At 69.9% G+C, this 15,477-nt stretch carries 11 protein-coding genes; 2 read left to right on the top strand and 9 right to left on the bottom strand.

What is annotated here, in order from left to right:
• Window positions 1-328 precede the first annotated feature (328 nt).
• Entirely contained in the window at window positions 329-919 is a 591-nt protein-coding gene (locus BMG523DRAFT_RS14640; protein ID WP_011438583.1) for a hemerythrin domain-containing protein, read from the bottom strand.
• 1,741 nt (window positions 920-2,660) lie between these two features.
• Here BMG523DRAFT_RS14640 and BMG523DRAFT_RS14635 point away from each other — a divergent pair.
• Window positions 2,661-4,064 (top strand): family 2B encapsulin nanocompartment shell protein, encoded by a 1,404-nt coding sequence (locus BMG523DRAFT_RS14635; RefSeq protein WP_011438585.1) that lies wholly within the window; start codon window positions 2,661-2,663, stop codon window positions 4,062-4,064.
• Between the two features lie 319 nt (window positions 4,065-4,383).
• A complete protein-coding gene (locus tag BMG523DRAFT_RS14630; RefSeq protein ID WP_011438586.1) occupies window positions 4,384-6,639 on the top strand; it encodes a family 2 encapsulin nanocompartment cargo protein terpene cyclase in 2,256 nt (751 codons plus the stop codon).
• Here BMG523DRAFT_RS14630 and BMG523DRAFT_RS14625 read toward each other — a convergent pair whose 3' ends face one another.
• The 8 genes from BMG523DRAFT_RS14625 to BMG523DRAFT_RS14595 form a co-directional block, all read right to left on the bottom strand.
• Window positions 6,640-7,392: a SagB family peptide dehydrogenase gene (locus BMG523DRAFT_RS14625; protein ID WP_011438587.1), complete on the bottom strand. Its 753-nt coding sequence runs from the start codon at window positions 7,390-7,392 to the stop codon at window positions 6,640-6,642. It abuts the gene before it with no gap.
• Between the two features lie 30 nt (window positions 7,393-7,422).
• The gene (locus BMG523DRAFT_RS14620; protein ID WP_043591397.1) at window positions 7,423-8,760 is read right to left on the bottom strand and encodes a YcaO-like family protein; all 1,338 of its coding nucleotides are present in this window, start codon (window positions 8,758-8,760) and stop codon (window positions 7,423-7,425) included.
• A 9-nt stretch (window positions 8,761-8,769) separates the two neighbouring features.
• Window positions 8,770-10,170 (bottom strand): YcaO-like family protein, encoded by a 1,401-nt coding sequence (locus BMG523DRAFT_RS14615; protein WP_023840692.1) that lies wholly within the window; start codon window positions 10,168-10,170, stop codon window positions 8,770-8,772.
• Window positions 10,167-11,780 carry a CocE/NonD family hydrolase gene (locus tag BMG523DRAFT_RS14610; protein WP_011438590.1) on the bottom strand — a complete coding sequence of 538 codons (1,614 nt, stop codon included), beginning with the start codon at window positions 11,778-11,780 and terminating at the stop codon, window positions 10,167-10,169. Before BMG523DRAFT_RS14610 ends, BMG523DRAFT_RS14615 begins: the two co-directional genes overlap by 4 nt.
• 10 nt (window positions 11,781-11,790) lie before the next feature.
• Window positions 11,791-12,600: a TOMM precursor leader peptide-binding protein gene (locus BMG523DRAFT_RS14605; protein ID WP_011438591.1), complete on the bottom strand. Its 810-nt coding sequence runs from the start codon at window positions 12,598-12,600 to the stop codon at window positions 11,791-11,793.
• A 249-nt stretch (window positions 12,601-12,849) separates the two neighbouring features.
• A complete protein-coding gene (locus tag BMG523DRAFT_RS27010; protein WP_023840694.1) occupies window positions 12,850-12,963 on the bottom strand; it encodes a streptamidine-related RiPP repeat protein in 114 nt (37 codons plus the stop codon).
• A 111-nt stretch (window positions 12,964-13,074) separates the two neighbouring features.
• Entirely contained in the window at window positions 13,075-14,403 is a 1,329-nt protein-coding gene (locus BMG523DRAFT_RS14600) for an MFS transporter (RefSeq protein WP_083282201.1), read from the bottom strand.
• A gap of 56 nt (window positions 14,404-14,459) precedes the next feature.
• Window positions 14,460-15,461: an ABC transporter substrate-binding protein gene (locus BMG523DRAFT_RS14595; protein ID WP_011438594.1), complete on the bottom strand. Its 1,002-nt coding sequence runs from the start codon at window positions 15,459-15,461 to the stop codon at window positions 14,460-14,462.
• Window positions 15,462-15,477: the final 16 nt, after the last annotated feature.

Below are 15,477 nucleotides of genomic sequence, written 5' to 3'. Positions count from 1 at the left end.
AGGTACCTGGTCGGTCGACCAGATGGCGGCGTTCAGCGCGGCGGCCCATCCGCTGACCGCCGCGCTCTCCCTCGTCTCCGGCGGAACCCACGCCTGAGCCGGCCATCCGGCGAGCCGACCCTCCGTCCTGTTCCGGAGGGCATCCTGTTCCGGAGGGCATCCTGTTCCGGAGGGCATCCTGTTCCGGAGGGGTTGCCGTGCCGGCGCTGACGCCCGGGGCCACCGAACCGCGGATGGTCCCGGACGCCGCGCGACCGTCCGCCGCCGGCCCCGACCCGGGGGTCCGTGGCGACGACGACACCGCGACGCGGGTGGCAGGAGCACGGCGTCAGTCCACGGCACCCCGCCGCGTCACGGCATCCCGGACATGGTCGATGACCGAGGCGATCGGACCTACCGTCCACTGCTTGGCGGTCGAACCGGCGGCTGACGGGTGCGGATGGGTGGGAGCGAACTTCTCCGCCGTCCGAAGCCGACGGCCCATGCTTTCCAGCTGCCTGGCGTCGCGGGCCGCGTGCACCCGGGGGAACTCCTCGTTTTCCTCATGCTCGGCATGGTCGACAACGGCCCGTTCGAAGTCCGCCAGCTTCGCATCGAACTCGGCGCTACCGACATCCATCTTCTCCAGCGCCAGCAGCACGCGGGTGGCCTCGTCCTCCTCGTGGTTGCGCGCCTCGGCCACCCGGCTGTCGATCTTCTTCGTAACCGGCCGCACGACCATCTCCTCGGCGGTCTCGTGCGCGGCGAGCAACGCCCGCAGCTCGTCGAACGCCCGGCGCTTGTGCTCGCCCGCCGCCGACTTCACGTCCGCGAACAGCTCGCGGATGCGGGCGTGCTGTTCGAGCAGGACTCCCACGACGTCGTCGTGGGAGAACTGCGCCGCTCGGCCGCCGTCGAACCCAGCGTCATTGATCGGCATGATGTCCTCCTCATCACGGTCCGCCCATCGAGACCTCGATGTCGGCGTGCCCCGAGACGGCACTCGAAATCGCGCGGCATCGAGGACGCCCGACCGGCGGGGCCCAACCGGCACGTTGGGCTCGTCAACCTGCCCCGGCCGGATCGGGGTACCGAGAGTGCCCCGATCCGGCCGGGGCAGCTCGCCGCCTACCGACGTCCCCAATCAGGGCCAGTACGAAGTAGCCACCTAAACGGCCCCATGAGTAGCTCATAATTCCTAGTAACCCGTCGGCGCGATGACGGTGAGTTGATGCCTGGGAGCACCTGCGCCGTCCGGTCACGCCGCACCGGTCACGCCGACCGGCGCGTACGACGGAATAACGCCGATACCCTCCCAAAGACACGTATAGTGATAATTCCTGGCGTCCAGGCTTGAGTCGAAGCTTGAACCGAAGGCGACCGGCCGAGGCATGCCCCTCGCATCGCGGGATTCGGCCGGCGCCGTTGCCGGGAGGCAATGGCTCCCTCGGTCGGCAGGACCGGCTCGATACGATGCGCCTCGGGTCGATCATCCGACCAGCCGTGCCGGGCGGACGGATACCCCTTTTCGGCCATAGCCACAGGTCCCGCAATGGCCACAGGTCCCGCAATCTCCAGGCCTTTGGCCCCGCCGGGGCCGCTGGGCCGCTGGGCCGCTGGGCCGCTGGGCCGCTGGGCCGCCGCATCCGGCGGATGATCGGACCAGGCCGCGGTTGCGGGCCCGGGACGGGCACTCGGGCCGAGGCCCTGACCAGGAGAAGCGGTCAGCGTCTACGGCGTGTCGTGAGAAGTCCGCAACCGGTCCGGATCTGCCGCGGACGGGCCGGCGCGGCAGGTCTGGACCGGGTGGGACGCCACGCGCCGTCTCCGTCCCCGTCGCCGTGACGTTTCCGGCCCACCGCAGGGGGTGAAGAAATACCCGCACGCCGCACTCGAGGGAGACGACGGCGCTCCCACCCGGGTTCCCCGGAAATTGGCTATGTTCCGCGGCGCGAACGAATATCACCGAAGGAATTTTGCGCGCGGACTCCGCGAACGCTCCGACCGCCAGCCGGACCAGATTTCGACCCGATATCACCACGGTCGGGACACGGGCGCCGATCGGCGCTTGATCCACCGGCGGACTGGATCAACCAGCGGAAAAGGAGGACGGTACTCCTGTCCGCCGCGTACCGACAGTTCGTCCGGGACACCGGGAAAACGATCGAGAAAACGCCTGGCCGCCCTTTACGGTGCGTGGTCGCCGGGCCGGGCCGAGGACTAGAGCAGGCCGGTCTGCCCGGACCAGATCTGATTGGTTCCGCAAAGTGCTTGCCGCCCGTGGGATCGATGCGGGAGGCTTCCCATGCGCGGCGAGACGACGCGCGTTCCGTTCGAGACAAGCGCAGGTCTCCTGTTGACTCGACGCCATGGGGGGGGTTACACCAACGGAGCGCCCATAGATGTCATCGCTACTCAGGGAAGGCGGGACTCACCCAGCGCAGCATCGGAACTTCGACGTCCCGCATTTCGTGTCGGTTCGATGTACCTGCGGTCGGCGGCCAGCCGCCGGGATCCGTCACGCCCGCACATTCCTATGACCGTGCACAGGCCGCGCCTTCTACATGTGCGTCGGGTCAATAGAAACCGCACTCCGGGAAAACCCCCATACCCCCAGTGTAAACCCCCACTCCCAGTGGGAAAACTGCCCCTGCGAAAACCAGAGATAGGTGGAGTCTGTCATGACCGAACCCGTGCAGGCCGGTACGGATGCCGGCGGCGAAGAGCCCCGGCTGAGTCTGAGCACGGCGGCCGCGCGCAATCTCGCGACGACCACCAAGTCCGTTCCGCAGATGCAGGAGATCACCTCCCGGTGGCTGCTGCGGATACTGCCATGGGTCCAGGCGTCCGGCGGCGTGTACCGGGTCAACCGCCGTCTGACCTACGTACTCGGGGACGGACTCCTCACGTTCACCACCACCGGATCCGAGGTCCGGGTCGTTCCGCGCGAACTCGGCGAGCTGCCCGCCCTGCGGGGCTTCGACGGCGAGGTGCTCGATGCGCTCGCGGACCGCTTCGCCCAACGGGAATTCGCTGCCGGAGACGTGCTGGTGGAGAGCGGTCAGGCCGCCGACCAGGTGTTCCTGATCGCGCACGGTAAGGTCGGCAGGTTCGGCCTCGGAGAGTACGGCGACGAGCGGGAACTCGGCGTACTCGCCGACGGCGAGTACTTCGGTGACGAGGCGCTGGTCGAGGAGGACCTGACCTGGGAGTTCACGGCCCGCGCACTCACCGGTACGACGGCCCTCGTCCTGTCGCGCCAGCAGTTCTCCGAACTCGCCGACTCCTCCGACGAGCTGCGGCGTCACCTCGACGAGTACCGGACCCGGCTCCAGCCCCCGAGCAACCGCCTGGGCGAAGCGGAGATCGCGATCGCCGCCGGGCACACCGGGGAACCGGACCTGCCGGGGACGTTCGTCGACTACGAACTGGCCCCCCGCGAGTACGAGCTCAGCGTCGCCCAGACCGTGCTACGCATCCACAGCCGGGTGGCGGACCTCTACAACGAACCGCACAACCAGCTGGAGCACCAGATCCGGCTCACCGTCGAGGCCCTGCGCGAACGCCAGGAGCACGAACTGGTGAACAACCCCGACTTCGGGCTGCTGCACAACGCCGACCTCCGTCAGCGTATTCACACCCGGAGCGGTCCGCCTACCCCGGATGATCTCGACGACCTGCTGAGCCGCCGACGCAGCACACATTTCCTGCTCGCCCACCCGCGGACCATCGCCGCGTTCGGCCGGGAATGCACCGCCCGTGGCATCTACCCGGCCACCGTCCTCCTCCACGACCAGCACGTGCCGGCCTGGCGTGGCGTTCCCCTGCTCCCGTTGAACAAGATTCCGATCAGCGGGACCGGTACCACGTCCATCCTCGCGCTGCGCACCGGTGAGGAGAACCAGGGGGTGATCGGCCTGCACCACGCCGGCCTGCCGGACGAATACGAGCCCGGCCTGTCCGTGAGATTCGCGGGTATCAGCGACAAGGCCATCATCTCGTACCTGGTGACCACGTACTACTCCGCGGCGGTGCTCGTCCCCGACGCGCTCGGTATCCTGGAGAACGTCGAGATCGGTCGGTGACACCCGGCCGCGCGAGCCGCTGGGACCACCCGGAACCCGCGGAATTACGCGGAATTACGCGAGATCACATGAGATCACATGAGATCACGCTGGGTTCCGGAAGGGTTCCGCGGGGCTCCGCGGCATCCCGGCCCGATCTCTCCCGGCCGCCCCGAACGTTCACTTCTCCGCTGCCACCTCGGCAGACCCGGTGCACCTTCCCCGGGGCCGGTTCCCCGGGGAAGGTGCACCGGTGCCGGATACGGATAAGGATCCGTATCCGGCCGACTTTCGGGGCCGGCCGTCCAGCCCGTGACCGAGAAGGGTTCACCAGCGGGTCATGCAGCCTTTCACGCTACCGGAGTTCTACGTGCCCTATCCGGCACGGCTCAATCCGAACCTGGAACAGGCCCGCGTGCACAGCAGGGCTTGGGCCGACGAGATGGAGATGATCGACTCTCCGCAGCACGGAACCGCGATCTGGACCGAGGCCGACTTCGACGCACACGACTACGCCCTGCTCTGTGCATACACCCATCCGGACTCCGTCAGCCGAAAACTCGATCTGGTCACCGACTGGTATGTCTGGGTTTTCTACTTCGACGACCACTTCCTGGAGCTGTACAAGCGGTCCCACGACATGGCCGGCGCCCGGGCCTACCTCGACCGCCTGCCCGCCTTCATGCCCGTCGACGGTGAGATCACCGAGACGCCGACCAACCCGGTGGAACGCGGACTCGCCGACCTGTGGACCCGGACCGTCCCGGAGCGTTCCGCCGACTGGCGGCGGCGGTTCGCGGTCAGCACCAAGAACCTGCTGGACGAGTCCCTGTGGGAACTAGCCAACATCAACGCCGGCAGGCTCGCCAACCCGATCGAATACGTCGAGATGCGGCGCAAGGTCGGCGGCGCGCCCTGGTCGGCGAACCTCGTCGAGCACGCCGCCGACGCCGAGGTGCCGGCCCAGGTCGCGGCGACCCGGCCGCTGCAGGTACTGCGGGACACCTTCGCCGACGCCGTGCATCTGCGCAACGACCTGTTCTCCTACCAGCGCGAGGTCGAAGAGGAGGGCGAGCTCAGCAACGGCGTGCTCGTCATCGAACGTTTCCTCGGCTGTGGAACCCAGGAGGCCGCCGACACGGTCAACGACCTGCTCACCTCGCGGCTGCACCAGTTCGAGCACACCGCGGTCACCGAACTGCCGGCGGTCCTCGAGGAGCACGGTGTCGACCCGGGGAGCCGGCTGGAGGTCCTGGCGTACGTGAAGGGTCTGCAGGACTGGCAGTCAGGGGGCCACGAATGGCACCTGCGCTCGAGCCGGTACATGAACCGGGCCGTGGCGCCTGAGAGCGGCGAGCTCAGCGGACTCCTCGGACTCACCGGTCTCGGTACCTCGGCGGCCCGGATTGTGCCGTCCCTCGTCACCACCACACCGCGCCGGATCCGCTCCTTCACGCACATCCCGCACCAGATCGTCGGGCCGCTGCGCCATCCCGACTTCTGCATGCCCTTCTCGACCGGGCAGAGCCCACATCTGGACGCCTCCCGCCGGGAAAACATCATCTGGGCCCGGGCGGTAGGGATGCTGGACCCGATTCCGGGCATCTGGGACGAACACAAACTGCGGGCGTTCGACTTCGCGCTGTGCTCGGCCGGAATCCATCCGGACGCGACCCTGCCGGAACTGAATCTGACGACGGACTGGCTCACCTGGGGGACCTACGCCGACGACTACTACCCGGTAATCTTCGGCCGCACCCGGGACATCCTCGGGGCCAAGGTGTGCAACGCCCGGCTGTCGGAGTTCATGCCGCTGGACTCCCCCGTCACCGCGGTGCCGGCCAACGCGTTGGAACGCGGTCTGGCCGACCTGTGGACGCGCACCACCGAGACCATGGCGCCAGGCGCGCGCGAGACGTTCCGCGGCACCGTCGAGGTTATGATCGACAGCTGGCTGTGGGAGCTGGCAAACCAGGCCCAGAATCGCATTCCCGACCCGATCGACTACATTGAGATGCGCCGGGCGACCTTCGGTTCGGATCTGACGATGAGCCTGGCCCGGCTGGCCCGGCTGGCCCAGGAACAGACCGTGCCACCCGAGATCTACCGCACCCGGCCGATCCAGGCCTTGGAGAACGCGGCCGCGGACTACGCCTGTCTCCTCAACGACGTCTTCTCCTATCAGAAGGAGATCCAGTTCGAGGGTGAGATCCACAACTGTGTCCTCGTCGTCGAGAACTTCCTCGACTGCGACCGGGAGCGTGCCCTCGCGGTGGTCAACGATCTGATGACCTCCCGGATACGCCAGTTCGAGCACATCGTGGCGCACGAGCTTCCGGCGCTGTTCGACAGCTTCGCCCTGGACGCGTCGGCGCGGCAGGCGCTGCTGGGCTACGCGCGGGAACTCCAGAACTGGCTGGCCGGGATCCTCCGCTGGCATGAGGGCACGCATCGGTACGAGGAGTCCGAACTGCGGTACCACCCAGCGGCGGGAGTACGGCCCTTCGGCGGCCCCACGGGCCTGGGCACCTCGTCCGCCCACGTCCGCCCACGTCCGGCCGCGGCGGCCGGCGCGGCCGGCGATAGTGAAATGTAGTCAGCTCGCATGCCTGGTTGGCGGTCGGACCGGCTGGCGGCCGACGGGGAACACGACGGTCGGGAACATCGTGTCGGGCAGACGCAGCAACTCGGCGAGGGCCTGGTCGTCGAAGGCCGTCACGGCGCATCCGGCCAGCCCGAGTGCGGCCGCGACCAGGTAGAGGTTCTGCACGGCGATTCCCGCGTCGAGGTGCAGGGTGCGGTAATGGCGTGCCGGGTACTTCACGAGAGTCGTGTCGAGCCGGGCGACTACGACGACCGCCATGGGCGCCCGTTCGGCGAACTCGGGTTGGACCAGCACCGAACGCAACGCCGCCGTCGGCTCGCCGGACCGCAACGTCTGCAGGCAGTGGTCCTCGGCGTCGTACCGGAACACGCCGCCGGGCAGCTGCGCACCGCGCGCAATGACGAGATAGATGGACAGTGAATGCAGGCCACCTGCCGACGGCGCCATCCACATCCGGTGCTGACTGCCGTCGGGCAGTCGGACATCCCGCTGCGGACCCACCGCCCAGCGTAGGAGCGAGGAGACATTCTCGGCGGTCGGCGCCTCGGCATCGAACCGGTACCAGGACCTGCGTGCCGCGAGCACCTGGCCGAACTCGACCGGCAGGTCCGCGCGCGGTGCCGGCAGCGGAATCCGGCAGGTGGCGGCGCGCAGTCCGTCGAGCATCACCTGCCGGGTCGGCGGACCATTGAGGACCTGTTGGACCCGCCGGATACGCTCCAGCGCGGTGACGTCCTCGGCCACACTCGTCCCTTCGGTTACGTCGCTAATGCGCTAATGCGGCAGCGGGAGGTCGCGCCGGGTGGTGCCCGCCGCGGCGAGTTGCCTGGCCAGCCGGGCGCCGCCGAGGAACGGAAGGCCGACAGAGGTGTTCGAGTACAGGCCGGGGGCCAAGGTGTGCACGACCCGCATGCCGGTGGGGCGCACGTCTTCGGTGGTGACGTCGACCGATGTCACCGGGTGGCCGGCGTCGGCGAGCGTGCGCGCGAGCACCGTCGGGTCGTCGACTCCGGCGTGCCGGGCGTCCCGGTCGAGGGTCTCCCAGCCGATCGTGCCGGTGAGGGCCTCGGCGAGTTCGGCCTCCAGCCGGTCCTGCAGGCGAGAGTCGAGGAAGAGCTGGAGGTGGGTGCAGTACTCGACGACGTCCGCCAGGTCGTCTCGGCAGTCGTCGAGGTACCGTCGGTCAGCTCGCCACGGCTTGAGGGGGCTGTGCGGGTTGCGTGCGGCGCGCATGTAGGGGCCGTCGGGGTCGTCGAGGTCGGCGACGAACATCTGCAGCTGGAAGGCTTCGGCAAGGGCCTTGCGCAGCGCCGGCGTGGTGGTGGTCCGGCACGCTGCTCCCATGGTCAGGTAGCCGGTCGCCGTGTCGTGCACCAGGGCGCCGACGACGACGAGGCCGAACTCGTTCGGGAATTCGACGAACCGGGTCGTCATGCTTCCGTACGCGCCCATGGCAAGCTGCGCGATCCAGGGGGGCGGGGTGATGGCCCGCAGCGGCCGGCGGCCGTGCCAGGCCATGGTCAGCGTGTCACGTTCGATCATCTGGCAGATCGCCGACCATTGCGCCGAGCGCTGGTCCATACCGGCGGCCAGGCCGGCGCTGAGGACCGGGCTGAGGTAGGGGAACCCGCGGGCCTGGGCCTGGTGGGCGTAGGACACCCAGACGAGCTGCGCGGGTACCCAGACGGGGGTGCCAGCAAGCAGGTCGGTGCCGGACGTCCATTCCAGCTCGAGATCCTCGCGGTACTCGGTGAACGGGAAGTAGGGCCCGGCGTACTGGGCGGGTGAGTACAGCACTACCGAGCGCGGGTCAAGCACGGTGGCGCGGTCCGCCGTGAGCTCTTTGTGGGTGGCGCGGCGCAGTCCGGCGGGGACGAGGTTCCCGCAGTAGCGTTCGACGGCCTCGCCGACGGCGGGCCCGAGGGCGGCGTCGTCGTCGAGCAGGGCGTAGCCGGCTCCGGCGAAGTCACTGGCCCAGGCGGAGAACCTGGTGGTGTCGGAGAGAACGGCGGTGTACATGGTGAATTCGGGCGGCAGGGTGGCGGGAATGGCGTTGCGTTCGATCCGGCGGATGATCCCGGTTCGGGGGGCGAGGATCGCGGCGAGGTCCATGGGTGCTCCTCAGACGTGCGGGATCGGGTACGGATAAAGGGCGTCTTCGGTGATCTTTCCGGCAGCCAGGCCCAGCTGGGCGGGTACGTCGTAGAGCCGCTCGCCGCCGAGGAACGGGAAGGCCGCGGGCGGGTTGCCGTAGAGCCCGGGGACGATGACCCGCACGACGGTGAGGCCGGCCGCCCGCACGTCCGGGGTGGTGACGTCCACTGACACGGCGGACAGGCCCTGCGTCGCGAGCATGTCGAGGTAGCGTCGATGGGCTGTGCCCCCGTTGGCGTCCCCGTCGGCCCGGGGGATGTCGGCGAGCCGGGTGGTGCGGGTGTCGTCGCGGAGCCGGTCGAGGGGCCGGCCCTGCATTCGTGGATCCAGATAGAGCTGGGCGACCGCGGGCAGGTCGACGAGGTCGCGGAAATCCGGCCGGATGTCATCCGCGTACCGCCGGTCGGCGCGGTAGGGCAGGTACGTGTGCGGGGGTATCTCGCCGCGGGCGACGGCTCGCCAGTGCGCGCTGTCACCGTCCGCGAGCTCGGCGGTCAGTTCCAGCATGGCGAAGGCTTCGACGAGCGCCTTCGTCGCCGCTTCCCGCGGGTCCGCCCGGCATGCCGTGCCGTACGCGATCAGCCCCCGTCCCGGTTCTTCAAGGAAGGCGGCGAGCACCGGAACCGGGAACTGGCTTGGCACCTGGAACAACCGGATGGTGCGACCGGTGCCCTCTCCGTGGGCGATGTCGTGCCGGTCGAGGAGCTCAGCCGCATCGGCGACGGCCCAGCCGGCGGCGCCGCTGGCCCACCAGATGGTGTTCGCGTCGCGTTCGAAGAGCTCTTCCAACGCAAAACGCTCGGCGTGCTCACGGTTCTCGCCAGTGGCGATGCCGGCGTACAGCATGGCGTGGGTGGCCACCTCGTCGGCGTGCGCGCCGCGGAAGTAGTTCAGGTAGGCCATCGACGCGGGCACCAGCACCGGACCCCCGGCGTACAGGTCGCGGCCGGGCACCCAGGCCACCGGTGTCTGGCGGGTGAAGGGCCGGAAGGGGAACCCGCGGGCGCGGTACTGCCGGTCGGAATAGAGCGCCAGGGTCGCCGGGTCGAGAGCCGGCCGCCCGGCCCTGGCGAGATCGTCGTAGCAGGCGATCTCCAGGGCGTCGGGAACGGCGTTGCCGCAGTACCGTTCCACGGCCTCCCCGACCGCGGCACGGCGCGCCCGGTCGTGATCGCCCAGGGCGGCACCGAAGCCAAACCGCTCGGCCGACCAGGTGGCGAACGCACGGGTGTCGGCGGCACGGGCGCTCCAGCCGACCCAGCAACGCGGCATGGCGGGGCTCGGCTGGTAGGGAACGATCTGGGTGAGGACGCCGAGTCGGCGGTCGACGAGACGCCGTTCGGCCGGCGCGGGGGTGGTTGATCTCACGGGTGCTCCAGCACGGGCAGGTCGACCCGGCAGCCGCGGGTTGGACCGGTGTGGATGGTCTGGGTGGCGATCCGGGTGGCGCTGGTGGTGTACCGGTCCTGGCCGGTGTTGGGGGTGCGGGCCAGCCGCGGGAAGTCGCTGCTGGTGACCTGCAGCTCCAGCCGGCTGCCGGGGTGGAGCAGCAGGGCCGTGGCGCCGAGCGGGATCGACACCGTGGCCGCGCCGGGCCCGACGGCAGCGGCGCCGCTGGTGACCTCCAAGGCCCGGCCGTCACCGAGCCGCTCCACCAGCCGGACTATCCAGTCGGTGCCGGGGCCCGTGGTGTCTGCGGCCATCGTGACGGTGGGTGCGCCGACGATGGCAGTCGGCGTCGTCAGTGGCGGGGTCCGGAATGCCACGGCGTCGGCGCGGGCGTCCAGGGGGGCACGGTCGCAGTCCCGCGGGAGGCTGGGGAAGGGGTCGAGCGGGTCGTAGGTGAACCGGTGCTCGGCGGGCCGCTCGGGCGGGTTCGGCAGGAGTGACCCGTCAGCGCTGGCCTGCAGGCCCAGGGTGGCGGTGGACGCCGGCCACCGATCCAGCCAGCGTCCGCCCTCGACGAGGAACACCTTGGTGATCGACGCATCCCGGCCGGCCAGCACGTCAAAGATCCACGCGACCTGGAGGCGTCCCAGCGGCAGTTGCGAGGCGGGCCCGTGCTCCCGCCCACCCGCCGAGCTGGAAGCGGGGGTCGACAGCTCGTGCCCCCACGGCCCGATCACCAGGCCCCGGGCGGGCCTGTTCGGAGCGCGGTCGCGGCCCGCGGTTTCCCACTGCCACAGCGTCTGTGGCAGGAAGAGATCGTACCAGCCGCCGATGTGCAGGGACGGCAGCGAGCAGCGGGCCAGTTCCTGCGTGCTGATGCCCTCCCCGAGGTCGTCGCCAGTACGGTCATGCGGTGCCGGGCTGTCGCCGGTCGTCAACGGAGCCGGGGCTGACAGAGCCGGGGCTGACAGAGCCGGGGCTATGGCGCTCCACCAGCGTGGCACCCGTGCCCAGAGGTGCCGGCCGAGGTCAGCTACCGGCAGGTGCCGCAGCAGGTCCGGCTCACAGCCCAGCATCTGCGCGGACAGCCCGTTCCTGCTGGTGCGGCTCTCGGCGTGCTCGGCCCACCAGCCGGCGTACTCGGCCAGCCGCAGGATCCCCGACGGGTCCACGTTGGCGGGCCGCAGACCCGCGGCGGGTACCTCGCTGATCACTGCGCGCACGAGCTCGGGAACGGTGACGGCGGCTGCCCACGCGGTGAACGAGCCGTAGGAGGCTCCGGCGAGGATCACGTTCCCATCGCACCAGGGCTGGCGGTGGACCCATTCGACCAACGCCCGGCCATCGGCGCGCTCCCCTTGATACGGGGTCCAGGTTCCGCCCGACCCATAGCGCCCCCGCACGTCCTGGGCAACGTAGGCCAGTCCGTTCCGCGCCCACCCGACGCCGTTTGCCAGCAGCGAACCGCGACCGTACGGGGTGCGAGTGACCACCGCCGGGGCGGGTAGCCGGTCGGGACGGTAGACGTCGGTCGCCAGCAGGACGCCGTCCGCCGCCGGTACGGCCTGGTTCGCGTCGATGGCGTGCATGCCCCGGCGCCTAGACCGGGTTGACCGCGAGGTTGGGAAGAGGAAGCACCGGATGCCGGCTGATCGACGCCGTGGTCGGATCGACGACGAGCTGGTGCCCCTCGCTGGGCACGGTGCTTCCCGCCGCCAGCGCCCGCAGGTCGGCGGCGAGCAGCCCCGCCAGCACCGCGGTGGCTGCCGGGGTGAACGGTGCCGGCGGCTTGACCGCGTCGGAATCGAGGTAAGCCCAGTGGGCGATCAGCTCGTCGGGGAGAGCGGCCGCGGCGAGCCGACGTCCTCTGGTGTCCCGGTAGCACGCCGTACGGCCCGGCATCGACAGGGGTCCCACGACGAACGTGTCGCCCTCGGCGTAGCAGCCGTGCCATGGCGTGTGGTGCGCCGCGCACCACTGATCGAGCCGGCACCAGTGCGAGTCCGGCAGCCACCGGGCGCAGCTGACGACGGCGTCCGAGCCGGCTACCGCGGCCTCGTCCGCCGGGCCCACGGTGCACTCGACGTCATCGATGATGTCGCCCAGGAGTTCGGTGAGCTTCCCGACGACCGGACTGTCGCCGTCGAGGTGCACCTTCCAGCCAGCCGGAACGGTCCCCGCACGCCCCGGGCCGACGAACACGCCGCGATCGGTGAGCGCGGCGGTCATGCGCTCGACGGCGGGTCGGTCCGCATCGGGCAGGGGCAGCTGGGTGGCCCCGGCCGCGACGTTCCGCACGAGGGCGAGCAGGCGGTCCTCGCCGCCAATTCGGACGAAGACGTCCCCGGGGGCGCTGTAACGCCAACTCCCGTCGGCGGCCCGGTAGAGATGGTGGCCAGGAGAGAACACGTCGGCTTTCCTCATCGGGTGTGTCGCGGTCGTGATGGGCTGGTCGTGATGGGCTGGTCGTGATGGGCTGGTCGTGATGGGCTGGTTGCGGCCGGCAGGGGTCATGGCCGGCACGGGTCGCGCGCGGGCCGGGATGAACCCGGTAGAGACCGTGACCGTCGAGGACGTCCGAGAAACTGACGGCACCGACGGTCACGGCTTGCACTGGCTCACCAAGGTGCGCTCGGCGCCTTCAGTGAACCGGCGGCACTACTCCTCGTCGTCCCACGCGAACGGGCTCTGGACGAGCGCGTGCGTGGTCGGGTCCTGCGGGGCAGCGAGGACCGGCGCCTCGGCCAGCTCCTCGAACGAGATCTCCGCCATGCTTCACCTCCTTCGCAATAAAACGGTTTTCGTTTTCAAAAGGAACGCTAGCACGAGCGACGTGGGGATGGGCTGATATCCACACATCCGCCGGGCGGCTCGTTCGGGGGCTCATTCGGCGGCTGTCACCGCCCGGACCGCGGCGTCCGGCCCACCGGGCCCGGCCTGCGGCGGGTTGGCCGGTGCCTCGTCGGCCCTGATCAGGTCCTGAAGCCTGCCGGTGTGGCCGAGGCCTGCCATCAGGCCCGCTACCAGCGCCAGGCCGACGCCGGCCGAGGCGGTCAGCAGAGCGGCCCGGGTGCCCCAGGCATCGGCGAGGATGCCGGCGAGCACGGCACCCAGCGGCGTTCCGCCCCAGGCGATCATCCTCGCGGTGGTGTTGACCCGGGCCTGCAGGCGTAGGGGGGTGACGGCTTGCCGGACGACGATGCCGTTTAGGATGACCAGGGAGGTGCTGGCCTGCCAGAGCAGCAGGATGCCCATCCCTGGCAGCCACGCCGTGTTCAGAGACCAGCCGATCAGGGCGAGCGTGCTGGCTCCGAGCGCACCGAGTGTGATCGTTCCGGTGGGGACGTGTCGGTGCACGCGGCTGAGCAGCTGGCTGACGATCAGCGTTCCGAGCGCGGCGGCGACGTAGAGGAGACCGATCCGCGGGTCGTCGTCGGGAAGGCCGAACTGCCGTACCGCGACGACGACGACCAGGCCGGTGACCGCGCCCCCGGACAGGCTGCTGCCGGCCCCGAGCAGGGTCAGAGTCCGGATGAGGCGATGCCCCCGGATGTAACCCAGGCCCTCGGCGATGTCGCGACGGGTCCGGCTCACCCGGCTGCCAGCCGGCCCGCTCCGGTCGGCCCTGCTCCGGTCGGCTGCGGCCGGCACGGCCCAGCGCGCCCGGGAGAGCAGGATGGCACCGACCAGGTAGCTGAGCGCATCGAGGGCGAGCACACTGGCTGCGCCCACCGTGGCCGCGGCCACCCCGCCGACGGCCGGCCCGACCAGGTTGACAACGGTGCTCACCGACACCATCGCCCCGGTCGCCGCGGCCACCGCGTCCCGTCCCACGATCGCCGGGACTGCGCCGAAGCTGGCCGCATCGAAGAACACGAAGACCGATGCGACAAGCACCGCGGAGATCAGCAGATGGGGTGTGGTGAGGACACCCGCCCAGTTGGCCACGGGGATGCTGGCCATCGTCAGGCCGCTGAGGCAACTGGTGACCACCATCGTGCGCCGGTGATCCCAGCGGTCGACCAGGGCACCAGCGGGCAGTCCGAGCACGAGGTAGGGCACCGCTTCGAGACCGACCAGCACGCCCGCGAGCGTGCCGCTCCCGGTGCGCTGGAAAAGCAGCACCGGGAGCGCGACGAGCGTCATCGCCGAACCCGCCCAGGAGACAGCCCGGCTCGCCAGGAAAAGCCGGAAGGCGGGTACCGTACTCATCTCAGGTTGTTACTCATCTCAGGTCGTCCCACATTCCACATTTTTGGGTCTGCGGCTCAGGCGTGCAGCGCGGCGGCCAGCTTTGTCACGCCTTCCACGCCGGCGAGGTTGGCCGAGTCCGACTGCGGGAGGAAGAACACACGGTTGTTGCGGACTGCCGCCACGGTCGGGAGCCGGGAGGTGAGGAACTTGCGGGCCTCGGCCTCGGTTTCGCTGCCGCTGAGCAGATAGACGAGGGTGCCGGGATTCTTGCTGATGAGGTCCTCCACCGACAGCTCACTGAAGTATTTGCCCTTGGGCAGGGTGCCCGCGTAGATGTTCCGCGCCCCGGCGAGCCGCGCGATGTCGGTGTAGACGCCGTCGTAGGTGTAGACGGTTCCCTGGTAGGTGGCGACCACCGCGACCGGGACGGGGTCCCTGCCCTGGATCTTCGTCGCGACCTGGCGGAGCCGTTCGTTGATGTCGGCCTGGACCTGCCTGGCCCGGCCCGGAATGCCGAAGATCATGCCGAGCGCGGTCAGGTCGGTATCGACGTCACGGACCGTCGCCTTGGTGGCGTCGTCGGTGCAGAACCCGCTGAGAATCATCACCTGGGTGCCCTGGGCGGCCAGCTCGGCGATCGTGGGGAGCTGCCGGCCGTCAAACAGATAGCTGCCATCCGCCCAGATCAGGTCGGGCCGGGCGGCGAGCAGCGCCTCCCGGGTCGGTGCGCCGGTACCGAGGGCGGGTAGCTTCGCCTCCACACTGGCGTACTTCGCCGCCGGTGTGCCGCTGCTGGTGTTGTACTGGCCAACAATCCGGTCCGTCAGGCCCAGTTCGATGAGGAGCTCGGTACTGGTGGTCCACCCGGAGACGACCCGCGCCGGGGCCTCGTCGAAGTGCAGGGTCCGGCCGCAGTTCGCCACCTCAACGGGATAGCGGGTACCGGCCGGGGCCGACCGGGCATCGGCCGCGCTCGCACTGCCCGCGCCGGTGGTCGAACCGGACCCGCAGCCGGTGAGACCGGCGGTAACAACGAGCAGGGCAGCGACCGCGACGCCGGCGCCGAGTTTCTTCATCGGGTTCTGTCTCCTT

The sequence above is a fragment of the Frankia sp. BMG5.23 genome (assembly GCF_000685765.2).
Taxonomy (GTDB): Bacteria; Actinomycetota; Actinomycetes; order Frankiales; family Frankiaceae; genus Frankia; species Frankia casuarinae.
Note: the sequence above shows the minus strand (reverse complement) of the source record. Positions and strands in the feature narration are given on the sequence as shown.